This window comes from Vreelandella sp. DA03-1M (assembly GCF_055725665.1).
Genome location: NZ_CM146798.1, coordinates 3,321,839 through 3,344,097, shown reverse-complemented (window position 1 = coordinate 3,344,097; position 22,259 = coordinate 3,321,839). Strand labels below are relative to the sequence as shown.

The 22,259-nt window shown below is 52.4% G+C and carries 19 protein-coding genes; 9 read left to right on the top strand and 10 right to left on the bottom strand.

Features of this window, described 5'->3' with window-relative positions; translation table 11 throughout:
• Positions 1–26: 26 nt before the first annotated feature.
• The gene (rpoD, locus tag ACXUPB_RS15670) at positions 27–1,877 is read left to right on the top strand and encodes an RNA polymerase sigma factor RpoD (protein ID WP_035558896.1); all 1,851 of its coding nucleotides are present in this window, start codon (positions 27–29) and stop codon (positions 1,875–1,877) included.
• 107 nt (positions 1,878–1,984) lie between these two features.
• On the opposite strand, the gene ACXUPB_RS15665 is transcribed toward rpoD, so the two are convergent.
• Positions 1,985–2,632, bottom strand: coding sequence for a hypothetical protein (locus ACXUPB_RS15665; RefSeq protein WP_472953357.1), 648 nt, complete (start codon positions 2,630–2,632; stop codon positions 1,985–1,987).
• Between the two features lie 187 nt (positions 2,633–2,819).
• Between ACXUPB_RS15665 and ACXUPB_RS15660 the strand changes: the two genes are divergently transcribed.
• Positions 2,820–4,187 carry an L-serine ammonia-lyase gene (locus tag ACXUPB_RS15660; RefSeq protein WP_472953355.1) on the top strand — a complete coding sequence of 456 codons (1,368 nt, stop codon included), beginning with the start codon at positions 2,820–2,822 and terminating at the stop codon, positions 4,185–4,187.
• Positions 4,188–4,227: 40 nt separating this feature from the next.
• On the opposite strand, the gene ACXUPB_RS15655 is transcribed toward ACXUPB_RS15660, so the two are convergent.
• Positions 4,228–5,124, bottom strand: a complete 897-nt coding sequence (locus tag ACXUPB_RS15655; protein WP_472953353.1) for a LysR family transcriptional regulator — start codon at positions 5,122–5,124, stop codon at positions 4,228–4,230.
• 163 nt (positions 5,125–5,287) lie between these two features.
• Here ACXUPB_RS15655 and ACXUPB_RS15650 point away from each other — a divergent pair, with 163 nt between their 5' ends.
• From ACXUPB_RS15650 to mtgA, 3 genes are all read left to right on the top strand, one after another.
• Positions 5,288–6,397, top strand: coding sequence for an S-(hydroxymethyl)glutathione dehydrogenase/class III alcohol dehydrogenase (locus tag ACXUPB_RS15650; RefSeq protein ID WP_472953352.1), 1,110 nt, complete (start codon positions 5,288–5,290; stop codon positions 6,395–6,397).
• Between the two features lie 85 nt (positions 6,398–6,482).
• Entirely contained in the window at positions 6,483–7,337 is an 855-nt protein-coding gene (fghA, locus tag ACXUPB_RS15645) for an S-formylglutathione hydrolase (protein WP_101145237.1), read from the top strand.
• 10 nt (positions 7,338–7,347) lie between these two features.
• Positions 7,348–8,064 carry a monofunctional biosynthetic peptidoglycan transglycosylase gene (gene mtgA / locus ACXUPB_RS15640; protein ID WP_336274125.1) on the top strand — a complete coding sequence of 239 codons (717 nt, stop codon included), beginning with the start codon at positions 7,348–7,350 and terminating at the stop codon, positions 8,062–8,064.
• A gap of 73 nt (positions 8,065–8,137) precedes the next feature.
• On the opposite strand, the gene ACXUPB_RS15635 is transcribed toward mtgA, so the two are convergent.
• Both ACXUPB_RS15635 and ACXUPB_RS15630 read right to left on the bottom strand, forming a co-directional pair.
• Complete coding sequence (locus ACXUPB_RS15635) at positions 8,138–8,905, bottom strand: EAL domain-containing protein (protein WP_442906335.1); 768 nt, start codon at positions 8,903–8,905, stop codon at positions 8,138–8,140.
• Positions 8,906–8,936: 31 nt separating this feature from the next.
• On the bottom strand, positions 8,937–9,875 hold the full coding sequence (locus ACXUPB_RS15630) for a DMT family transporter (protein WP_472953348.1): 939 nt from the start codon (positions 9,873–9,875) through the stop codon (positions 8,937–8,939).
• Between the two features lie 145 nt (positions 9,876–10,020).
• On the opposite strand from ACXUPB_RS15630, the gene ACXUPB_RS15625 reads away from it, so the two are divergent.
• From ACXUPB_RS15625 to ACXUPB_RS15615, 3 genes are all read left to right on the top strand, one after another.
• A complete protein-coding gene (locus ACXUPB_RS15625; RefSeq protein WP_035558867.1) occupies positions 10,021–10,413 on the top strand; it encodes a DUF4168 domain-containing protein in 393 nt (130 codons plus the stop codon).
• Between the two features lie 280 nt (positions 10,414–10,693).
• Positions 10,694–12,604, top strand: a complete 1,911-nt coding sequence (locus ACXUPB_RS15620) for a DUF294 nucleotidyltransferase-like domain-containing protein (RefSeq protein WP_035558864.1) — start codon at positions 10,694–10,696, stop codon at positions 12,602–12,604.
• A 1-nt stretch (position 12,605) separates the two neighbouring features.
• Entirely contained in the window at positions 12,606–13,331 is a 726-nt protein-coding gene (locus ACXUPB_RS15615) for a 3'-5' exonuclease (protein ID WP_035558861.1), read from the top strand.
• A 70-nt stretch (positions 13,332–13,401) separates the two neighbouring features.
• Here the strand turns inward: ACXUPB_RS15615 and ACXUPB_RS15610 are convergent, their stop codons facing one another.
• The 4 genes from ACXUPB_RS15610 to ACXUPB_RS15595 all read right to left on the bottom strand — a co-directional run bounded on the left by ACXUPB_RS15610 (position 13,402) and on the right by ACXUPB_RS15595 (position 18,296).
• A complete protein-coding gene (locus ACXUPB_RS15610) occupies positions 13,402–15,042 on the bottom strand; it encodes a BCCT family transporter (protein WP_472953346.1) in 1,641 nt (546 codons plus the stop codon).
• 208 nt (positions 15,043–15,250) lie between these two features.
• Complete coding sequence (locus ACXUPB_RS15605) at positions 15,251–16,126, bottom strand: glycine betaine ABC transporter substrate-binding protein (protein WP_472953343.1); 876 nt, start codon at positions 16,124–16,126, stop codon at positions 15,251–15,253.
• Positions 16,127–16,266: 140 nt separating this feature from the next.
• Positions 16,267–17,094 (bottom strand): ABC transporter permease, encoded by an 828-nt coding sequence (locus ACXUPB_RS15600; protein WP_035558852.1) that lies wholly within the window; start codon positions 17,092–17,094, stop codon positions 16,267–16,269.
• Complete coding sequence (locus ACXUPB_RS15595; RefSeq protein ID WP_335598079.1) at positions 17,094–18,296, bottom strand: quaternary amine ABC transporter ATP-binding protein; 1,203 nt, start codon at positions 18,294–18,296, stop codon at positions 17,094–17,096. The genes ACXUPB_RS15600 and ACXUPB_RS15595 overlap by 1 nt, the downstream gene beginning before the upstream one ends.
• A 418-nt stretch (positions 18,297–18,714) precedes the next feature.
• Between ACXUPB_RS15595 and ACXUPB_RS15590 the strand changes: the two genes are divergently transcribed.
• Complete coding sequence (locus ACXUPB_RS15590) at positions 18,715–19,194, top strand: hypothetical protein (protein WP_472953339.1); 480 nt, start codon at positions 18,715–18,717, stop codon at positions 19,192–19,194.
• Positions 19,195–19,360: 166 nt separating this feature from the next.
• Here ACXUPB_RS15590 and ACXUPB_RS15585 read toward each other — a convergent pair whose 3' ends face one another.
• Together ACXUPB_RS15585 and ACXUPB_RS15580 are read right to left on the bottom strand one after the other, a co-directional pair.
• A complete protein-coding gene (locus ACXUPB_RS15585) occupies positions 19,361–20,761 on the bottom strand; it encodes a sigma-54-dependent transcriptional regulator (RefSeq protein WP_335598081.1) in 1,401 nt (466 codons plus the stop codon).
• Between the two features lie 11 nt (positions 20,762–20,772).
• On the bottom strand, positions 20,773–22,218 hold the full coding sequence (locus ACXUPB_RS15580) for a sensor histidine kinase (RefSeq protein WP_472953337.1): 1,446 nt from the start codon (positions 22,216–22,218) through the stop codon (positions 20,773–20,775).
• Between the last annotated feature and the right edge of the window lie 41 nt (positions 22,219–22,259).

The window sequence follows — 22,259 nt, the reverse complement described above, 5'->3', positions numbered from 1 at the left end:
TTCTTCTTCGTCGAGATAGGGTTTCTATGGCTGGAAATGCGCAGCAGCAGTCGCGTCTGAAGGAGTTGATCGCTCGAGGCAAGGAACAGGGCTACCTGACCTATGCCGAGGTCAACGACCATCTACCCGAGGATATCGCCGACCCGGATCAAGTGGAAGACATCATTGGCATGATCAACGACATGGGTATAAGTGTCGCTGAAGAAGCGCCAGATGAAGACACTTTGATGATGTCGGATCAGTCCACGGACGAGTCCGCTGCGGAAGAGGCCGTAGCGGCCCTTGCCGCCGTGGAAAGCGATGTAGGCCGCACCACTGACCCCGTACGCATGTATATGCGTGAAATGGGCACGGTTGAGCTTTTGACCCGTGAGGGCGAAATTGAAATCGCCAAACGGATCGAAGAGGGCACCCGTGAAGTGATGTCGTCTCTGGCCTATTTGCCGGGAGCCGTCGCGTCTATTCTGGACGCCTATGACGCCACCCAGGATGAAGAAGCGCCGGGGCGTCTTTCGGATCTGTTTTCTGGTTTCATTGATCCCGATGAGGGTATCCCCGGCGTTGCCGAAGCAGAGGTGCCCGAGCCGGAGCCCGAGTCCGAACTTGAAGATGACGTGGAAGGCGACGGCGACGATGAGGACGAAGACTCCACGGCCAGCGAGGGCGGCCCGGATCCCGAAGAAGCGCGTGCGCGTTTTGAGCAGATTCGCGAGCAGAAAGCCTTAGTCGAAGCGGCGTTTGCCAAGCATGGCCGAGGTAGTGCCGAGCTGAAGGCCGAGCAGGCTCGCTTGGCGGTACTTTTCTCGCCCATCAAGCTGGTACCTAAGCACTTTGAGCGCCTCGTTGGCCAAGTGCGTATCAGCGTTGAGCAGGTGCGCGCCCAGGAAAAAGCGGTGATGCAGCTGTGCGTGAAGAAAGCCAAGGTGCCGCGTAAAACGTTTATCAAGTCGTTCCCTGGCAACGAATCGCGTAAAACGTGGCTGGATGATTTCCAGGCAGCGCAGAGCAAGTACGCTGACCGTCTTGAGCCGCTGCGCGCCGATATCGCCCGTGCCCAGCGCAAGATCGCCTTTGAAGAGGACATGGTGCAACTCTCGGTTGCCGACCTTAAAGAGGTGAATCGCAAGCTCTCGATTGGTGAGGCGAAAGCTCGTCGTGCCAAGAAAGAGATGGTTGAGGCTAACTTGCGTTTGGTTATCTCGATTGCCAAGAAGTACACCAATCGCGGTCTGCAGTTCCTGGATCTCATTCAGGAAGGCAACATCGGCTTGATGAAAGCGGTCGATAAGTTCGAATACCGCCGTGGTTACAAGTTCTCGACCTATGCCACTTGGTGGATTCGTCAGGCAATCACCCGCTCCATCGCGGATCAGGCGCGCACCATTCGTATTCCGGTGCACATGATTGAGACGATCAACAAGCTCAATCGCGTATCACGCCAGATGCTCCAGGAAATGGGCCGTGAGCCGACCCCGGAAGAGCTCGGCGAGCGCTTGGAAATGCCGGAAGATAAAGTACGCAAGGTGCTCAAAATCGCCAAAGAGCCGATCTCCATGGAGACGCCGATTGGTGACGATGATGATTCACACCTGGGCGACTTTATCGAAGATGGCACCATGTTGCTGCCGATCGATATGGCCACCGGTGAAGGTCTTATCGAAGCGACGCGTAACGTGTTAGGCGGCTTGACCGCTCGCGAAGCGAAAGTGCTGCGTATGCGCTTCGGTATTGATATGAATACCGACCATACGCTGGAAGAGGTGGGCAAGCAGTTTGACGTGACACGTGAGCGAATTCGTCAGATTGAAGCCAAAGCGCTGCGTAAGCTGCGCCACCCCAGCCGCTCTGAACCGCTGCGTTCGTTCCTTGACGAGTGAATGCCGTGATTGGTAAGTGGTGAATAGCCAAGCAGTAGCCGCTAAGATCAAAAAGCCCGCCGTTCAATGAACGGCGGGCTTTTTCGTGGTGGTGATCGGTACCTAGCTTAAGTGGATAGCTGCCGAGCTTTATAAATGCGGCGCGTCAATAGTAGTAGCTCTAAGGTGGCGATCAAAATTAAGCTGTAACCGAGTAGCTCGACCACTTCCTCTGCGACACTCTTAAAGGTTCCAGAGTAGCTGTCTTCAAGAATGGCTTGCCAGAATTCCTGTCGTCCATAGAGGCGCGAAAAGATATAAGTGGTCAGTACGCCTGCCGTAAATAAACCGAAAGCGAAGGTGTTGCTATAATGAGTAAACTCTGCAAGAAAGCGTTGGCGCTGCTTCACCACCCAAAAGAGTGTCGGGAGAATAATCAGCGCAACAAGCACCTTCCAGGTGTTATGAGCAACATAGTTATCTAAAAAGTGATCTTGTTCGCGCACCAGCGAGGCGGCCACAAACGCTAGTAGCAGTAGGGTGACGGTGGGCCAGACTTTAAGCACTTGGCGAATATAAATCAGCATTGCACAGCAGGTGGCAAGCACCAGTGTTTGCGTAAACTCGGTAAAGCCCAGCTCAGAAAACCGTACTGAAGGGAGATAGAGTGCTTCTAAATAGGCACCTTGGGCAATCGCGCCGATAAATAACACGTACAGCACTGCACGCACTAAAATGGTTTGAAACCCTATTGGCCAGGGAGGGGGAGAAGACATACCAACATCCTTTGTGGTAAGCAGCGTCGCAATTCGCATATATTAACATGCAAGGGTGAATGTTCATTATATCGTCACACTTGTATGTTCGCACGTCGATATTGCGGTTAATCACACGATGTTTGGTCATCGTCCCTGCAAAGTGTCTATTGGACAGGCAATAACAACGTTTTGAGGCGTCATCGGCATGGCTATTAGTGTGTTTGATCTTTTTCGTATCGGCATCGGTCCTTCAAGTTCCCACACGGTGGGACCGATGCGCGCAGCCCGAGATTTTGCCCAGGCGCTTGGCGATATCCGCGTTACCCGACTGGTGGTAAGGCTGCACGGTTCACTTGCCGCCACCGGAGTGGGGCATGGCACCGATCAGGCAGTCATTATGGGTTTGATGGGCGAAGCGCCTGAAAGCATTGATCCGGATACCATAGCTTCGCGGTTAAAACACCTTGAAGAGGGAGAGCCGCTGGTGCTTGCCAATGGGCAAAAGATCGCTTTTGAGGCCCGTAACGATGTGGAGTGGGATGAGACCTGCCTGCCTTTTCACCCTAATGCCATGGTGCTGAGCGCCTATTGCGATGAAGCGCTGGTGGCGACCAATACGTTTTACTCCCTCGGCGGCGGTTTTTATGTCGATCAAGCTAAGGCAGATCAAGGCGAGGTTGGTGAAGATGCTACTGAACTGCCTTACCCCTTCAATACGGCGGCTGAGTTGCTGGCGCTATGTCAGCAGCATCAGCTGCGCATTAGTCAACTGATGCTGGAAAATGAAAAAGCCTGGCGTAGTGAATCGGCCATCCGTGAGGAACTAATAACCATTTGGCACGCCATGAGCGACAGCATCGAGAATGGCCTGCGCGCCACTGGTCATTTGCCAGGCGGATTAAATGTGCGCCGTCGTGCGCAGCTGCTCCATCAGCAGTTGCTGCATCCACCGGCCAATCAGCGCCTGATCGTGTCGAGTTTTACCGTCATGGATTGGGTCAACGTATTCGCGCTGGCGGTGAATGAAGAGAACGCCGCCGGGCGGCGGATGGTCACTGCGCCCACCAACGGCGCTGCGGGTATTGTGCCCGCCGTATTGGCGTACTACTTGAAGTTTGAACCCGACGCTAGCGAAGCCGATGTGGTGGACTTTCTGCTGACCGCCGGGGCAGTTGGCATTTTATGCAAAAAGAACGCCTCCATTTCCGGTGCGGAGGTGGGTTGCCAGGGCGAAGTGGGCTCCGCCTGCGCCATGGCAGCCGCAGGGCTCGCCGAGGTGCTAGGCGGCTCGCCGGGCCAGGTGGAGAACGCCGCTGAGATTGGCTTGGAGCATAACTTAGGTTTGACCTGCGACCCGGTCGGCGGGCTCGTTCAAGTGCCTTGCATCGAGCGCAATGCGATTGCCTCCGTCAAAGCTATTAATGCCGCGCGCATGGCGATGCACGGTGATGGCGAGCACTTTATATCGCTGGATAAAGTGATCCGCACCATGCGCGATACTGGCCGCGATATGCAGGACAAATACAAAGAGACCTCCAAGGGCGGGCTCGCTGTTAATGCCATCGAGTGCTAGGCCATCAAGTCTAGGTCATCAAGTTCTAAGTCATCAAGTGCTAAGCCAGCGGGTTACTGGGTAATAAGCTGTCAATGTTGGCGACCAGGTAGTCGACCAGTTGGCGGATTTTAGGCGATAGGTGACGGTGGCGAGGGTAGACCGCCCAGACGGCGGTATCATGGTGCTGAAAAGGCTCAAGCACGGCCACCAGCTCACCGCTGGCCAAGTAGGGCGCTACGTAATAGTCGGGCAACTGGGCAAGGCCGAGCCCCTTGCGTGTCGCATCTAGCAGCGCTGGGCCAGAGTTGCCTGTCCAGCACCCCTCGACACGCACTTCGCGACGTTGGCCATTCACTTCAAACAACCAGTTGGGCCTTGAGCCAATCAAGCAGCGGTGTTGGCTAAGCTCTGCCAAGGTGTGGGGGCGCGGCGCTTGGCGAAAATAGCCTTGTGAGCCGACGACATACTCGCGGCGGTCACATAGGCGCCTGGCGATCAGGCTGGAATCCTTTAACACCCCCATCCGAATGGCAATGTCGTAGCCCTCTTCAATCAGCTCCACCGGTCGATTAGTGAAGTGCATATGTACATCCAGTTGCGGATGCAAACACTGAAAGTCGTTAACCAGTGGGGCGATGAAGCGCTCGCCGAAGGTAGTAGCCGAGGTAAGTTTAAGCAGTCCATTAGGTTTGGCCTGGAGTTCGCTGAGTGCCTGCTCGGCATCGCGCAACCCATCAAACAGGTGGCGGCAGTGCTCAACATAAGTCGTCCCTGCATCAGTTAAGCGGATCTGGCGAGTGGTGCGATAGAGCAACTGAACCCCCAACTGGTTTTCGAGTTGACTGACCAGACGACTAATATGTGAGGTCGACACCTTCAGGTGACGGGCCGCAGCAGAGAAGGTGCCTAAACGCACTACCTCAACAAAGGCTTCGATACGGCTCCAATGCTGCATGCTAACTCCTTGGGTCGATAGCGATTGTTGCAGTGTGGCAATAATCTTATGAGTGTATCCCGGTTTATCAAGGGCGCCTAGCTGGCCTACACTGCAACCACTGAAAACACATTGAGCAGCGGGGTTATGCCTGCTGTGGGCGATGCAAAAAGGAGCAGGCTTAATGAAATCACGCGCAGCGGTTGCACTGGAGGCGGGTAAGCCGCTTGAACTGGTTGAGATTGATGTAGAAGGCCCGAAAGCGGGGGAAGTGCTAGTTAAAATGGCCGCTACCAGCGTCTGCCATACCGATGCCTACACGCTCTCTGGTGCTGACCCGGAAGGTAACTTCCCTGCGATTCTCGGCCATGAAGGCGCAGGCGTCGTTCAGGAAGTAGGCGAGGGCGTCACCAGCCTTAAGCCGGGCGACCATGTGATTCCGCTCTATACCGCCGAGTGCGGTAAGTGTAAGTTCTGTTTATCGGGTAAAACCAACCTGTGTGGCAGCGTGCGCGCTACCCAGGGTAAAGGGGTCATGCCTGACGGTACCTCGCGGTTCTCCCTAGACGGTAAGATGCTTCACCACTATATGGGCACCTCTACGTTCAGTGAGTACACAGTGTTGCCCGAAGTCTCCCTGGCGGTGGTGTCTAAAGAAGCGCCCATGGATAAAATCTGCCTATTGGGCTGCGGTGTGACTACCGGCATTGGCGCGGTGCTTAATACCGCCAAAGTAGAGCCGGGCGCTACAGTGGCGGTGTTTGGTCTTGGGGCCATCGGATTAGCCGTTATCCAAGGCGCTGTTATGGCTAAAGCGGGACGTATCATTGCCATCGACGTTAATGCTGATAAGTTTGAGCTGGCCAAGCAGTTTGGCGCTACCGATTTTGTGAACCCGAAAGAGTATTCAGACCCGATCCAACAAGTCATTGTCGATATGACCGATGGAGGTGTCGACTACTCCTTCGAGTGTATCGGCAACGTCAATGTGATGCGCTCGGCGCTGGAGTGTTGCCACAAAGGCTGGGGCGAATCGATCGTGATTGGTGTCGCCGGGGCCGGTGAAGAGATTTCGACACGCCCATTCCAATTGGTTACCGGACGCGTCTGGAAAGGATCCGCCTTTGGTGGCGTCAAAGGGCGCAGCGAGCTACCGGGCTACGTTGATCGTTATATGAAGGGTGAGATCAATATCGACGACTTCATTACCCACGATATGCCGTTCGAGAAGATCAACGAAGCGTTTGATTTACTACATGCAGGTAAGAGCATTCGTACCGTACTGCATTACTGAGTATCATTGCTGAAACTGATAGCTAGCACGTTTAAAGCGCGGCGGGGAGACCTGCCGCGTTTGCTGCATTTAAAGGAACCTGCCCATGAGCATGAGTGAAACTTTAGAACTGGTGTCCGCTAACCGTAGTTTTGGTGGCTGGCATAAGCGCTACCGCCATTACTCCCGTGCGCTGGATTGCGACATGGTCTTCGCCGTTTACTTGCCCCCCCAGGCGGAAAACGCGCGCGTACCGCTGCTTTGGTGGCTCTCAGGGCTAACCTGCAATGACGAAAACTTTATGCAGAAAGCGGGCGCTCACCGTATTGCCGCCGAATTGGGTGTGGCGATTGTCTGCCCTGACACTAGCCCCAGAGGTACGGATTTGCCTGGCGAGCACGAAAGCTTTGATCTGGGTTCCGGGGCTGGATTCTATGTCAACGCGACTGAGGAGCCTTGGAAGTCTCACTATCGCATGTACGACTATGTGATTGAGGAGCTGCCTTCGGTAGTACGCCAGCACTTCCCGGTGAATGGTCGCGAATCCATTAGTGGCCATTCGATGGGTGGGCATGGCGCTTTGATTCTGGCACTACGCCACCCAGGTCGTTTCCGCTCAGTCTCGGCTTTTTCACCGGTGGTGAATCCAATGAACTGCCCCTGGGGGCAGCAAGCCTTTACTGCCTATCTAGGTGAAGATCAGTCACGCTGGCGTCAGTACGACGCCTGTGAACTGGTGGCTAATGGTGCATCCCGTCAGCGACTGTTTATCGACCAGGGCGAAGCGGATCAGTTCTTAGAGGAGCAGCTTCAGCCTGAGCGTTTAGAAGCCGTTTGTGAAGAGCACGATCATCCGTTAACACTGCGCCGTCAGCCGGGCTACGATCACAGTTACTTCTTCATTGCCTCGTTCATTGAGGATCATCTGCGCTATCATGCAGACCACCTCATGAAGCGTTAAGGATTACTGGATGCTCAATCGTTCGCTGCGCCGTTTTATGCGTCTGCTATGGCGGATTGTATGGCGCAGCGTATTAGCGTTTGTGCTGCTATCAGTCGCGCTGGTAGTGCTGTTTCGCGTTGTTCCTCCACCGGGCTCGATGGTGATGGTTGAGCGCAAAATACAGAGTTGGATCCATAGTGAGCCGATTCGACTACAGCGCGAGTGGCGCGGTTGGGATTCGCTCTCTGACAACGCCAAACTGGCAGTGATTGCCGCAGAGGATCAGCGCTTTCCGCATCATAGTGGGTTTGATCTTGTCGAATTACGCCGCGCGCTGCAGGCCAGTCGGGACGGCGGAAGGCTACGCGGTGCCAGCACCCTGAGCCAGCAAACGGCGAAAAACGTGTTTCTATGGACCGGCCGAAGCTGGACGCGCAAGGGGCTAGAGGCGTGGTTCACGCTGCTGATTGAGATACTCTGGAGTAAGCAACGTATTCTTGAGGTTTATCTCAATGTCGCTGAGTGGGATCGCGGCGTGTTTGGGTTGGAGGCAGCGGCTCAGCACTATTTCGGCGCCTCTTCCCATTCCCTTACCGAGCGCCAAGCCAGCTTGCTGGCCGCTATTTTACCCAGCCCGTTAACGCGTAGCGCCGCAAGGCCCGATGCTCAGGTTGAGCGGCGCAGCCAGTGGATACGCCAGCAGATGCGTAACTTAGGCGGAGCTGATTATCTGCAACAACTATAGTTTAGGATGCTGATATAAAAGCATTGATAGCCGATTAGGTCATATTTTTTTTCACATGACCTAATGGTATTGCCTAACGGTATTTGGCGTCATCAATTTCCGCCAATGCTTCTAAATTTGGGTAGGAAAAGTAGTAGCCTTGCTGCATCGGAATACCCAATTCAACTAGGCAGCGAGACTCTTCACGGGTTTCAACGCCCTCAGCAATTAGCTGTGTTCCCAATGTGCTTGCTAGCGCCACTAGGCTACGAAGTATGGCTTGTCGACGCTTATCACTATCGCATTCCATTACCAGGTCGCGGTCAAGTTTCAGCGTATCTGGCCGCAGGTCTGTCAGTAGATCGAGGTTGGCATAGCCATTACCAAAGTCATCCAGTGACGTGGTAAAGCCCATCTCACGGTAACTTTCGATAATCCGACGCATATGCCCACGATCTTTAACCCGCTCAGTTTCGGTTATTTCAAAATTGAGCTGCTCGGTAGGCCAGCCAACACGGTGCGCTGTTTCAAGGGTGGCTTGAATGCACGCTCTTGGTTCGTAAACCGCATTGGGTAGAAAGTTAATCGAGAGCTTTTCCTGCATACCCAGCTTGCTGGCTAGCTCTATGGCCTTGATACGGCACGCCTGGTCAAAGCGGTACATCAAATCCTTTGTCACTTGCTCAAGTATTGAAAAGGCAGATTCACCATTGGGCCCGCGCACTAACGCTTCGTAGTAAATAATTTCTCGCTGACTAACATCGACGATTGGTTGAAATGCCATCGTAAATGCAAAAGGTACCGGTGAATCGCAACGGTTACAGTGTCCGTTCACCCTGGCACAGTGGTGTTGTGCTGACATGTTTATCCAAACCCTGTTCTACAAAACCTTGTTATCGTCTAGTCGCCCCATGGGCGGGTTTTCGAATCACCATCACTACCCCTGTGATGGCAATCACCATTCCCGCAAGCCCCAATAGGGGTAGACGTTCGTCAAATAACCACCACGCCTGAAGCGCCGTGACGGGTGGCACAAGATAAAAAAGACTCGCTACCCGCGAGGCTTCCCCCTTTTTAATCAAGGCCATAAGTAACAGGATAGCGGCAATTGAGAGAATCAACACCAGCCAAGCAAGGGTTAGTATAAAAGTACTACTCCATTCCACCTGGCGTGTCTCAAATAGTAGTGCGCCACTCCCTAGTAGGACACCTGCCGCCAAGTATTGGATAACCGCCCCAGAAAGCAGCGGCATACTGGTGCAATATCTTTTCTGATAGAGCGTACCCAATGAAATGCCCATTAATGCGGCGGTGACGCACAGTAAAGCGCTAATACCGAAGCCATCAAAGAGGGATTCACCAATCTCTAACTTACTGCCGAGGACTAAGCAGATTCCGATTAAACCCAGGCTCAACCCCACCCACTGAAGCCGTGTCAGCTTTTCCCCTAATAGTGGTCCAGCAAAGGCGGCGGTCAAAAGCGGCTGAAGACCGACAAGCAGCGCCGCTAGCCCGGCTGGCATACCTAAGTAAATGCCATAGAAGACGCCACCCAAGTAAGCGCCGTGGACTAGAAAACCCGATATGGCAATGTGTGTCCATAACCTAGGCGATGTTGGCCAAGGAATACGCATTAAAAGTGCCAACGGGATTAACAGCAGTAAGGTCAGCACGAAGCGTATGAACAGAAATGTGAAGGGTTCAGCATAAGGCAGGCCAAATTTTGCGCCGATAAAGCCTGTACTCCAGAGAAGAACAAAAATAGCAGGCATAGCCGCCAAGCCCGCAGAAGAGAGATCGCTGTATTTTAAGATATTGAATTTGCTAGTCATTATTTTTCCGTGGTGGCGTGTTTAGATCATCGCTTTGATACATATGATTCTTTTTGTTACTAACTCTTACATTATAAATTGAACCTGCTTGAAAACAGCGCGTCACAGTGGGCACATACATAACGCAATATTGAGGTTTATTACTATGCAACGTATGACTGCTCTGTTCTCTGCTGCCCTGCTCGCTACTGGTCTAATGACGGCTACTGCTCATGCCCAACAAGAGCAAGGCTCGGCACAAGATCCAATGGCAACCCAGCAAGCAGCACCTGCCCAGGATTTTTCTGACGATCAGCTCCAGCAGTTCGCCGATGCTTCTCAAGAAATTGCGGTTATTTCTCAAGAATATACCCAACGTCTGCAGGAAGCGGAAGATGAATCAGCGCAGCAGGAAGTGCGCACTGAAGCTAATGACCGCATGATCGAAGTGGTCGAAGACAGCGGTTTAGATGTTGATACCTTCAATGCAATTGGTCAATCTATTCAGCAAGATCCAGAAATGATGCAGCGTGTTCAGGAAATGGCTAGCCAATCCTAAGCTTAGCGTTTGATATTGGTTGATAGTGTTTTGGATGTAGCTAGTTAAGTAAATTAATTAGCCATTTAACTATCAGTTTGGCTTCGGCCACCAAAGCCCGGTGCAACATGCATCGGGCTTTTTATTGCTTGTCTCTTTTGCAGGTCTCTTTTTCTTAACCCCTCTCGGCATGGTCGTCTTTATTGTATGTCTCGGGGTTTACCTTACCCGGCCTTCCCGCCACACTTTACATTATGTGTTGATTCTCCAGTCAATTGACCGGCAAGCCTAAGGAGTCCGTATGGATGTCGAACTGCTAGAAATACGCCAGCATATGGGGCGGTTTCCCCCGTTTGATGGGCTGTCGGACGATCTTCTCGATGCCATTGCTGAACAGGTGGAAGTGAGCTACTTCAAAACCGGCAGCAATATTTTAGAGCTCAATGAAACGCTAAATGAGCTTTGTTACATCCGCAGTGGCGCAGTAGAAGTCTATCGTAGAAATGGAGAGCTATATAATCGACTGGGGGAAGGCGATATCTTTGGGCACTTCAGCTTGCTGCGTAATCATAAAGTAAGCCTTCCTGCAAAGGCTATCGAAGATACCCTGCTTTATTTTATTCCAGATGCGGTCTTCCAACGTCTGTGTGAAGAAGATGATCATTTTGCTGATTTTGTTGAGTTAGAGCGGCCGCGGTTAGAAACCGCTGCCGAGCAGCAAAAGAAATCCAATGACATGATGGTCACGCGGATACGCAAGTTGCTGACGCGTTATCCGGTGATGGTCGAAGTCTCTACCAGCGTTCAGCAAGCCGCCCAGCAAATGAGCGAAGCCCAAGCCTCTGCGCTATTGGTATTGAAAGAGGGGAGTGACAACCCACGCTTTAGCTTTAAAGACAGCGAAGGCCAAACATGGCAGATGTGCGGAATTTTAACCGATAGTGATTTTCGCACTCGTGTTGTGGCTGAGGGACTATCGCCGCAAACCACGGTGGGCGAAGTGGTTTCCTCACGCTTAATTACTATTCAATCAGATGCTTCTGTCTATGAAGCCATGCTGACGATGCTGCGCAGTAACGTGCATCACCTGCCTGTGCTCTATCGGCAGCGTCCGGTAGGCGTCGTGCATCTTTCCGATATCATTCGTTATGAAACCCATAGCGGCCTCTATCTGGTTAGTAATATTTTTAACCAATCCAGCGCCCAAGGGTTAGCACGCTTAGCGCCGGATGTACGCGCGGCGTTTGTACGAATGGTACAAGAAGGGGCCAATTCTCAGATGGTGGGTAGTGCACTTTCCACCATCGGACGTAGCTTTACCCGCCGGCTGCTAGAAATGGCCGAAGCGGAACTAGGCCCGCCGCCAGTGCCTTACTGCTTTATGGTCAATGGGTCCATGGCGCGAAATGAGCAGAGCATTGTTACCGATCAAGACAATGCGCTGATCCTCTCCGATGAGTTTGTTCCCGAACAGCACGACGCTTACTTTCACGCCTTGGCGAAAATTGTTAGCGATGGTTTGGACGCCTGCGGCTACACCTACTGCAAAGGTGACGTTATGGCGACCAACGCTCAGTGGCGTCAGCCGCTCAGCGTTTGGAAGGGGTATTTTCAGGATTGGATGGCCAACCCCACGCCTGAACGGCTGCTGCACAGCTCGATTTTCTTTGACCTGGATAGTTGCTATGGCGAAGACCTCTATGTGGAAACGCTGCAGGATTTGATTGCCGAGACAGCGCCAAAATCACCGCTGTTTTTAGCCGCCATGGCGCGCAATGCTTTAAATCGTACGCCGCCATTAGGATTTTTCCGTACCTTTGTGATGGAACAAGATGGTAAGCACAACAACTCCATCAACTTGAAACGCCGCGGTACCGCACCGATGGTGGATTTGGTGCGGATTCACGCCTTGGCCTGCGGCTCCAAGGCACAGAACTCCTTTCAACGCTTGAATGACATCAGCAAGACCCAGCTATTAGCGACCGGTATGAGCGACAAGCTAAGCTACGCATTTGAGTTTTTATGCATGTCGCGGATTCGCCATCAAATGATCGATCTGCAAGAGGATCGCCTGCCGGACAACAATATCGAGCCCGAAAACGTTGCTGATAGCGAACGCCACACCCTGAAAGACGCTTTCCAGGTGCTGAGCAACGCGCAAAAATTTCTCAAATTCCGCTACCCGATGCCCGCTCAGCGGCAGGGGCGCTGAAATGTTTGGAATACGACCACGTCAGAAAATCACTCAGGCTGACTGGGCTGGCTATATGGCCCAGCGGGCTCAGCAAGCTGACAGTTCGGCGATCCAACAGTTTTTTAGTACCCCGCTGCCTGATCCGGAAACCCCGATTGCCGAGGTGCCCATGGTGGCACTTGATATGGAAACCACCGGGCTGGATGAGCGGCGCCATGCCATTGTCAGTATTGGTCTTGTGCCGTTTACCCTTAATCGCATTAAGCTTGCCGAGCGGCGCTACTGGGTGGTGAATCCTTCGCGGCCGCTGGCGGAAGCCTCGATTGCCTATCATCACATTACCCACTCGGAGATTGCCCAGGCGCCAGATTTAGAAGTGATATTGGATGAGGTGTTAGCGGCGTTAGCGGGTCGATTAGTCGTCGTTCACTTCCGCAATATCGAGCGGCCTTTTTTAGATGCCGCTGTCAAAGCTCGCCGTGGGGAAGGGGTGCTGTTTCCGATGATCGATACCATGTCGCTGGAGGCGCGGCTCCATCGCCAAACGCTTTGGGCGCGCTTTCGTCGCTGGTTGGGTCGCCCACCGGTTTCGATACGGTTGCACGCTAGCCGCGAACGCTATGGTTTGCCCGCTTATCAAGGACATCATGCCCTGGTGGATGCGTTGGCCACCGCAGAGCTATTGCAGGCGCAAATTGCTACCCATTACCGGCCCCACACACCTTTAAAAGACATTTGGTGTTAAAGGTTATCAACAAAAAAACGGGCAACCCAGTGGGTTGCCCGTTTGCTTTATGGAGTATGTAACCGAAGGCTTAAACCGCTTTTGGCTCGCTCATCAACCCCTTGATAATGGCATAGCAGGCCACTAGCAAAATGATGGTGAATGGGAAGCCGGTCGACACCGCCATGGTTTGTAGTGCCGTTAAGCCGCCGCCTAGTAGCAGCGCAATCGCAATTGCCCCTTCGATGATCGCCCAGAATACGCGCTGTGGCGTCGGTGCGTCGACCTTACCGCCAGCGGTGATGGAGTCAATCACCAGCGAGCCAGAGTCAGACGAGGTGACGAAGAATACGATCACCAGCACAATGGCGACGAAAGAGGTGATTTGTGATAACGGCAGTTGCTCAAGCATGATGAATAGCTGTAGATCAACGCCTGCATCGCGAACGGCCTCAATGCCTTGGCTTACGTACTGATCAATGGCGGTACCGCCAAAGGTGGTCATCCATAATACGGATACGGTGGATGGCACCAGCATGACCGAGATCAGAAATTCACGCACGGTGCGGCCACGGGAAACCCGGGCGATAAACATACCTACGTACGGGGACCAGGAGATCCACCACGCCCAGTAGAAGGCCGTCCAGCCCTGGCTGAAGTTGGCGTCTTCACGGCCGAAGGGGTTCGACAATGCAGGCAGGTGAACCGCATAGTTCCACAGATTCTCAAAGAAACCGGTAGCAATAAGCAGGGTAGGGCCCACTGCAATCACAAAGAAAAGCAGCATTGCCGCCAGGATAATGTTGATTTTGGAGAGCAGTTGTACGCCCTTATCAACGCCGGCAATGATTGAGCAGATGGCGATCATCGTAATGCCGACGATCAACAGGATCATGGTGATATCACTTTCCGGCGCGCCAAACAGGTAGCTTATACCCGCTGCGGCTTGGGTAGCACCTAGGCCCAATGAGGTGGCCAGGCCAAACAACGTTGCAAAGACAGCCAAAATATCAATCATATGGCCTGGCCAGCCCCAGACGCGTTCACCTAAAATCGGGTAAAACACCGAACGCATAGAGAGTGGCAAACCCTTATTGAACGAGAACAGCGCCAACGAAAGCGCTACTACCGCGTAAATTGCCCAAGGATGCAGACCCCAGTGAAAAATGGTTGCGGCCATCGCTAGCGCTTCAGCACCGGCAGCATCACCTTCCGCACCTGCAAGCGGCGCCCAACTGCCGCCGTCAAAGGATGTGCCAAAGTGCGTCAGCGGTTCATTAACGCCGAAGAACATCAGGCCGATGCCCATGCCTGCGGCAAACAGCATTGAAAACCAACCCATATAAGTAAAATCGGGTTTGGCATCGGCGCCACCAATGCGGATTTTACCTAATGGGGAGAAAATCAGACCAATACATAAAATGACGAATATATTCGCTGCCAGGATAAAGAACCAAGACAAGTTGCCGGTCAAGAAACCGAACATCGCGTCATAAACCGGTGCAATCGTGTCTTGCAGTGCCAGCGTGAGGATGACAAATAGCAGCACAACCAATGACGAGATAGTAAATACCTTGCCGTGCAGGTCAAGGTTGAGACCCATGGCATTGGTGGTGATGTTGTCTTGTCCGATCACATAATCGGTATCAATTAGATTGGCCGGACCATCCGGGGAAGGTATGCCCTCAGAAACCGGCTCTTCAGGGGGGGTATTAGAGTCGTGGTTAGCCACAGGAGCCTCTTTAGGTCGAACAGGAAAAGTTAAACAGAAGCCAAGATGCGGTCATCAAACAGCATCGGATGGCGCGTTTTTACCTACTTATAATAGCAAAACGGATAAAAACCTTATTCAACGTAGCGTGAGTTGGTGACCGCAAGAATATCGTTTATAACGACAACAGAGGGCCGAAGCCCCCCGTTATAGTTACTGCACAGGTCGTTTAGCTATCGAGCCACTGCTCAACTACGTCCTGATTATCTTCAACCCACTGCTTCGCGTTCTCGTAGGGGTCGCTGCCATCTTCCTGATTCATCAGCATGACTTCCCCCATCTGCTCTGGCGTCCATTTAAAAGCATCGAGAATGGCATAGGCTTCCGGCATATCATTTTCCAGGCCTTCGCGAACCGCAGTATGGATCTGCTCTGCGCCACCGTAGACGTTTTCAGGGTCTTCTAGGTATTTGAGGTCAAAGCGGGCGAACATCCAGTGAGGCGTCCAACCAGTAACAACAACATCTTCTTCGTTATTAATAGCACTCGACAGCGCTGCCGTCATCGTAGCGCCACTACCGCTACGCAGTTCCAGCTCAAGGTCATAGGTATCCACAACCTTTTCGGACAGCGACATTAAGCCTGCGCCGGGGTCAATGCCGATGATCTCGTTATTAAAGCTGTCAGCGTTATCGTTAAGGTCAGCAATGGAGTCGACGTCGGTGTACTCAGGTACAACGAGGCCTAGCTTGGTACCGTCCAGGTTGGGGCCCAGATCTTCTATGCTATCACCCAAACGTTCCATGTAATCGGCGTGAGTGGTCGGCAGCCAAGCGGCAACGATCGCATCCGCATCGCCAGAAGAGAGCGCTTGGAACATGGCAGCAGCCGAAAGCGAGGTTAGATCAACCTCATAGCCTGCTTGCTCAAGAACCGCGGCAACCACGTTGGTGGAAGCAACTTCAGATGACCACTCGACGTAGGCCAGGTTAACGGTGCCTTTCTCTTCCTCGGCTTGCGCTGCACTACTGATAGCGACGCCTGTACCAGCTAACAGTGCCAGTGAAGCAATACGGATACGGAGGTTCAATGTGCGATGTTTCATTCACTTTCTCCCTTGGGTATACATTTATTGATGTGTCAATCTGCTGCCAAACACAGCATGGTTAGCCAGAAGCGACTTAGCAAGCGGTTGGCTCAACACAGTCGCTTTTGCCGTTTTGCTTAATTGATGCGTTTTCCCGATTATCGGGTCTTTCTTAGTGACTGCGTCAAGCGGTCAAGCAGCATGGCTAGAATAACCACTGCAATGCCCGCTTCAAAACCATCGCCAGGACGCAGGCGTTGAATAGCGCGCCATACTTCGCTGCCCAAACCATCCGCACCGATCATGGCTGCGATCACCACCATCGAGAGCGCCAACATAATGGTCTGGTTGATACCCGCCATGACAGTGGGAAGTGATAGCGGCAGCTGCACTTTGAACAGTTTCTGACCCCGCGTAGCGCCGTAAGCATCAGCGGCCTCGATGAGCTCCACAGGAACCTGACGAATACCTAGCGTGGTAAAGCGAATCGCTGGTGGCATCGAGAAGATGACCGTCGCAAAAATCGCTGAGACGGAGCCAATGCCGAAAAACGGAATCGCGGGAATCAAATAAACAAACGCTGGCATGGTCTGCATAAAGTCCAGAATCGGCATAATCACCCGGTAAAGCCGATTAGACAGCGCCGCCGCAATGCCGACCGGTAGCGCGATAACGATCGCCACCAGGGTGGCAAACACCACCAGCGTAAGCGTTTCAATCATGGGCTCCCACAGGCCCAGGTTCCAAATTAATGCTAAGCCCGCGATGGCCCCAATAGCTAAGCGAGTGCCGCCTAACCGCCAACATAGCAGGGCAATCAGGCCTAGCAGCGCCCATTCAGGTAGCCAAAAAAGGCTACTGTTTAAAGTATCAATGCCGGTTTGGGTAAAGCGGGAAATGCCGCGGGTAACCATGGAGAATTCGCTGGTCAACCAAGTTAGGCCGCTTTCAATCCAATCACCTAGCGGGATGCGTGGGATCTCCATTATTGCTCTCCTGCTCGTGCCAGTTCATCAAGTACTGCGCCTTTTACCACCACGCCAAGCAGTTGCTCTTGCTGATCAATCACGGCAATAGGGAAGCTCTTTTCACTAAACATGGCAAACAGGTTATGCAGCGGCTCATCCATCGGGACTTTGCGGAAATCTTGAGTTAAATAGGGAATGATTGAATCAGACCCTTCTTCAATCGCGCGGCTAGCGGCATCCACCTCCAGCAGGCCGAGCAGACGACGGTCGCGATCAACGACATAGATAGAGTCGATAGCATGGTCACGCATACGGTGTAACGCCGTACGCGGCCCATCGCTTTCGCGGGCGGTGGAGCGCAGAGGCCGCATGGCGCTTTCAGCGGTCAGAATACGTGACCGATCAACCCCTTCGATAAAGCGCCGCACGTAGTCATCCGCAGGTTTAGTCAGAATTTCTTCCGGCGTGCCGATCTGCACCACTTCACCATCTTTCAGCAGCACGATGCGATCGCCAATGTTGAGCGCTTCATCCAGGTCATGGGTAATGAAGACGGTAGTCTTTTGCATTTTGGATTGCAGTTGCAAAAGCTCTTGCTGCATGTCTTTACGAATCAGCGGGTCGAGGGCGGAGAAGGCTTCATCCATTAACAGCACGGTGGCATCGTTGGCCAACGCACGGGCTAGGCCAACGCGCTGCTGCATGCCGCCGGAAAGTTGATTGGGGTAGGCGTCTTCCCAGCCCTCTAAGCCAACCTGTTTCAGCGAGTCATGAGCAATCTTGTGTCGTTCTGCTTTCTCTACGCCGCGAATTTCCAAACCGAACTCGGCGTTTTGCTGCACAGTGCGGTGAGGAAATAGCGCGAAATTCTGAAACACCATAGAGAAGTGGCGGCGACGGCACTCCAGCAACGCTTTCTCTTTCAGCGTCGGAATATTTTCACCGTCGATGATGATCTCACCTTCGGTCGTTTCAATCAGGCGGTTAAGGCAACGAATCAACGTCGACTTGCCCGACCCTGAAAGCCCCATGATAACCAGCAGTTCGCCTTCATAGACATCAAACGAAATATTCGATAGCCCCAGCGTCTGGCCTGTTTTCTCCAGAATTTCTGGACGCTTCATTCCCTGGTTACGTAGCTCGATTGCTTTTTGAGGGTGCTTGCCAAAGACTTTGCTTAAGCCGCGCACTTTAATTTTGACGGGTCGTGTCTCGTCCATCGGCGGTGCCTTTTTGTTGAGCAGAAAGAATGTGCATTGATGGCAGCGTTAGCCGCGGCACAACGTCATTCATAAAAGAAAAGATAACTTGTGTTGGTTAATTTATTAATAATTATTATACATAGGTAGGGCCTGTGTGTCACAACGGCTCGCTCAACGGGGCAATTAACGCTACATGTGTCATTTTTTACCCACCTGATTTCGAGTAGCTGCTGTCGATGCTGATATTTATTATTATTTAACGTTATGATTTTAAAGTGTTTGTTTTATTTATGCGGAAGTTGGCACATTAAATGAATGTACTTAATAAGCGTGTCACAATTTGTATAAGACAAATTTTCATTTAACCAAGTAAACGTTTTATTAATTGCATATTGCAGAGTAGAGATTAACGGTCTCATCAATGGAGGTGGGTATTATGGATAATCAACATGACCAAATTGAAAGTCAGCAAGCTACCAAGCGCCCACGTTGGTTAACGCTGTGCATGATGGCAACCGCAGCAAGTGTCATCGTATTGGCTGGTTGCGGCGATAATGAAGAGCCGCCGGCGACACCCACGGAAGAGCCTTCTCCGTTGGAACAAGATGCCACCACTGAACCTGAGCCGAGCATGAGTGAAGAGCCGGCAATGGAGCAGGATTCAGGTTCAGAAGGGTCTATGACTCAAAGTACAGGCGCTGAATCTGAAGCGCCTATGTCTGAAGAGAGCATGTCAGAAGAGAGCATGTCAGAAGAGAACATGCCTGAAGACACAATGGATGAGCCCGCCACGGGGACAATGAACCCTGAAGAAGATGAAGCGGGTTTCGGTGAAGGCACTGACCCGATGCCGGGCGATAGTGAAGATACAGATGCCACCCCAGATGACGATGATGAGGAAACCAGTAATCAGTAATGGCTAGTCATTATTAATTAATTGTTAGTGTACCGCTCCCTACGATGGTAAATCGCATCAGCTGTCTGTTCCCTGCGGCTGCTCCACACGGTTTGCCATCCTTTCCGCCCCCGCGCCCGCGGGGGTTTTTTTAATCCTGTTTAATCAGCTAGCAGGGTCGCGTCAATTACTCTTCATTATCTTCAAGGCGGCGGTAGAGTGTTCTGCGCGCGATGCCCAGCACCTCTGCCGTGCGCCGCTTATTGCCCCCTGTGGCTTCCAAGACTTTGTTAATATAGCGTTTTTCGACTTCTTCCAAGCTGGGCCAGCGAATCGGCGGCGGTACTGGCAGTTGGCCTCCCGCGAGCAGTTCGCCACTGACGGAAGGCACTATAGGCGTGCCGGTTTCAACCGTTGATTGCTCCCGCAGGCGCTCGGGTAAATCCTTGTGGCTTAGCGAGCCATCTTCGCTCAGCGTAACGCCGCGCATAATGGCGTTTTCCAATTCGCGAACGTTGCCGGGGTAGGTGTAATTGAGCAAATTATTGAGTGCTTCGGGCTCGATTTGCTCAATCTGCTTGCCCTGTGCCTCAGAGTGCTTATCGATAAGGGCAAAAACAAGATGCTCGATATCGGTGTCGCGTTCACGCAGCGGCGGAATGCGCAGTGAAAAAGTTTCCAACCGGTAAAAAAGGTCGCTACGGAAGTTACCTTGTTCTATCTCTTTTTCTAGATTGCGATGGGTCGCAGCGATGATGCGCACATCCACCGGCTCTTCGCGCTCGCCACCCACTGGGCGCACGGTTTTTTCCTGAAGGGCACGCAATAATTTAGCCTGCAGATTAATCGGCATTTCACCAATTTCATCTAAGAACAGGCTGCCGCCCTGGGCGCTTTGAAATAGTCCTTTACGCGCTTCGCTAGCGCCGGTAAAAGCGCCTTTTACATGGCCAAAGAACTCACTTTCCATCAAATCGGCGGGAATGCTCGCGCAGTTAACCGGTACGAAGGGCTGGTCGTTACGCGGGCTTTCCTGATGAATGGCGCGAGCAAGTAACTCTTTACCCGTGCCGCTTTCACCTAATATCAGGATGGGAGCGTCGCTCTTGGCAAGGCGGGAGGCATCATGAAACAGCGCCTGCATAACCTGACTTTTACCCACAATGCCGTGGAAGTGACTGATCTCTGAATCATGAGAAACTGCTAAACGCTGCCGTTCAAGCACACGAAAAACGGCCTCCCGAATAGCATCCAGATCGAGTGGTTTGGTTAAAAAATCGTCAGCCCCGAGTTTTAATGCCTCGACCGCCTGATCAATGGTACCAAAGGCGGTAATCACGATAATGCCCAACTCACTGCCCGTTTGGCGGAGTTGCTGAAGTAACTGTATGCCTGTCATACCCGGCAAACGTACGTCGGTGATTACCAGCGAGACGGTGGTGTGGCTCAACAAGGCAATAGCTTCTTCAGCGCTAGGGACACCCAGCGTGGTATAGCCTGCATCCTGCAGTTCTTCCTCTAATAACTCACGTATAGCGGCGTCATCCTCCACCACTAATAAAGGTAAAAGGTGTTCCTGATGGGTCACAAACGTTGTCCTCACGCGGATACGGTTTCACTAAGGGGTAGTGTAATTTCAAAACCAGCGCCACCAAGGACGCTGTCAAACACGCCGATCGTGCCGCCGTGGTCGTTAATAATGCGATGCACCATAGAGAGCCCCAAACCACTGCCTTGGCCGACGGGTTTGGTGGTAAAAAATGGATCGAACACTTTATGATGATGGGAGTCGGGTATGCCCGGGCCATCATCTTCTACCCACAGTATTAATTCATGTTCTTGCTGTTGGGCTCGAACCCTAATGCGGCTTACTTTGGGCGCTTGCGCCGCATTTCTGAGTAAATTGGTCAGCACCTGAATAAGCTGCTGACCATTGGCGATTAAGTTGGGTATCGGTGACGGTAATTCAATGTCTAGACGAATGTTGCGTGGTTCAAGCTCCTCTTCAACCAAATCGCTGGCACTTATAATAAGCTGGTCGAGTGCTAACTCGCCTTTCTCTACGTTATGTTGACGGCCTAATTCCATCAATTGACGCACAATTTCGACGATGCGTTCCACTTCGCCGCGAATGCGGCTTAGCCTTGCGCGTTCGTCATCACCAATCACATCGCGGCGAGCCAGGCGTTGAGCTTGGCCATTGATTACCGTTAGCGGTGCACCTATTTCGTGGGCAACCCCCGCTGCAAGAACCCCTAGTTCGGCTAGTTTTTTCGATTTGCGCAGACGCTTTTCAAGCTCGATTTCACGCCGCTGGCGGTCTTCGATTTCTTGGTCTTTCTCTGCCATCGCATCTAGCATGCCATTTAACCCAGAGGCGAGGTGGCGATATTCGGTAGGGCCGTCTTCGGTGGCGCGCTGGCTGCGGTCACCATCTTCCACCAGCAGCATTACGTGCAGCAGCCGATTAAGCGGGCGCTCGATATGGCGGCGAAACCCCCACCAAATACTAAATACAATCCCTGCAGCGCCGACCACAAAGACCAACACGGCCACAATGCTGATAAAACCAGTATAGCTCTCAATGCCGGTATTGAGTCGGTTAACCTGCAGCACGCCATACACAGTGCCATCTTGTGAGCGCAGGGGTGTCAACGCAGAGTAGTAATTCCAGCCATCGTGCTGTCGATAGTTGCTATATAAATCATCGCGCTCAATAACTTGCTGAATTTCTTCCCGGCTGAAAATGTCTTTGCCAAGGCCTAGACCGTAAATGTCGCGCCCGTCGGTATCGAATACATAGGCGCCATAAATGCGGTGGAACGAAAACGCCGATTGTAGCGCTTCTTCGAGCGGGGTGCTGCTGTCCGGGGTGACCGCGTAACTCAGCGAAGAACTCAGCGTGCGGGTAATAATCTCTACTTCCGTTTGTAGCTTTGAGCGTACGTTATCCTCAAGCGATTTAATGGCGACTAAGCTAAACACCACTAGGACGACGAAAAGCGGCACAATTACCGTTAAAATTATTAAATTGCGTAGTCGCATGCGGTGCTCATAGTGATGTTAATACATTTAATATCTGCAAG

Coding starts and splice junctions, on each gene's coding strand:
- rpoD (WP_035558896.1), top strand. CDS start 27: ATGGCTGGAAATGCGCAGCAGCAGTCGCGTCTGAAGGAGTTGATCGCT.
- ACXUPB_RS15665 (WP_472953357.1), bottom strand. CDS start 2,632: ATGTCTTCTCCCCCTCCCTGGCCAATAGGGTTTCAAACCATTTTAGTG.
- ACXUPB_RS15660 (WP_472953355.1), top strand. CDS start 2,820: ATGGCTATTAGTGTGTTTGATCTTTTTCGTATCGGCATCGGTCCTTCA.
- ACXUPB_RS15655 (WP_472953353.1), bottom strand. CDS start 5,124: ATGCAGCATTGGAGCCGTATCGAAGCCTTTGTTGAGGTAGTGCGTTTA.
- ACXUPB_RS15650 (WP_472953352.1), top strand. CDS start 5,288: ATGAAATCACGCGCAGCGGTTGCACTGGAGGCGGGTAAGCCGCTTGAA.
- fghA (WP_101145237.1), top strand. CDS start 6,483: ATGAGCATGAGTGAAACTTTAGAACTGGTGTCCGCTAACCGTAGTTTT.
- mtgA (WP_336274125.1), top strand. CDS start 7,348: ATGCTCAATCGTTCGCTGCGCCGTTTTATGCGTCTGCTATGGCGGATT.
- ACXUPB_RS15635 (WP_442906335.1), bottom strand. CDS start 8,905: ATGTCAGCACAACACCACTGTGCCAGGGTGAACGGACACTGTAACCGT.
- ACXUPB_RS15630 (WP_472953348.1), bottom strand. CDS start 9,875: ATGACTAGCAAATTCAATATCTTAAAATACAGCGATCTCTCTTCTGCG.
- ACXUPB_RS15625 (WP_035558867.1), top strand. CDS start 10,021: ATGCAACGTATGACTGCTCTGTTCTCTGCTGCCCTGCTCGCTACTGGT.
- ACXUPB_RS15620 (WP_035558864.1), top strand. CDS start 10,694: ATGGATGTCGAACTGCTAGAAATACGCCAGCATATGGGGCGGTTTCCC.
- ACXUPB_RS15615 (WP_035558861.1), top strand. CDS start 12,606: ATGTTTGGAATACGACCACGTCAGAAAATCACTCAGGCTGACTGGGCT.
- ACXUPB_RS15605 (WP_472953343.1), bottom strand. CDS start 16,126: ATGAAACATCGCACATTGAACCTCCGTATCCGTATTGCTTCACTGGCA.
- ACXUPB_RS15600 (WP_035558852.1), bottom strand. CDS start 17,094: ATGGAGATCCCACGCATCCCGCTAGGTGATTGGATTGAAAGCGGCCTA.
- ACXUPB_RS15595 (WP_335598079.1), bottom strand. CDS start 18,296: ATGGACGAGACACGACCCGTCAAAATTAAAGTGCGCGGCTTAAGCAAA.
- ACXUPB_RS15590 (WP_472953339.1), top strand. CDS start 18,715: ATGGATAATCAACATGACCAAATTGAAAGTCAGCAAGCTACCAAGCGC.
- ACXUPB_RS15580 (WP_472953337.1), bottom strand. CDS start 22,218: ATGCGACTACGCAATTTAATAATTTTAACGGTAATTGTGCCGCTTTTC.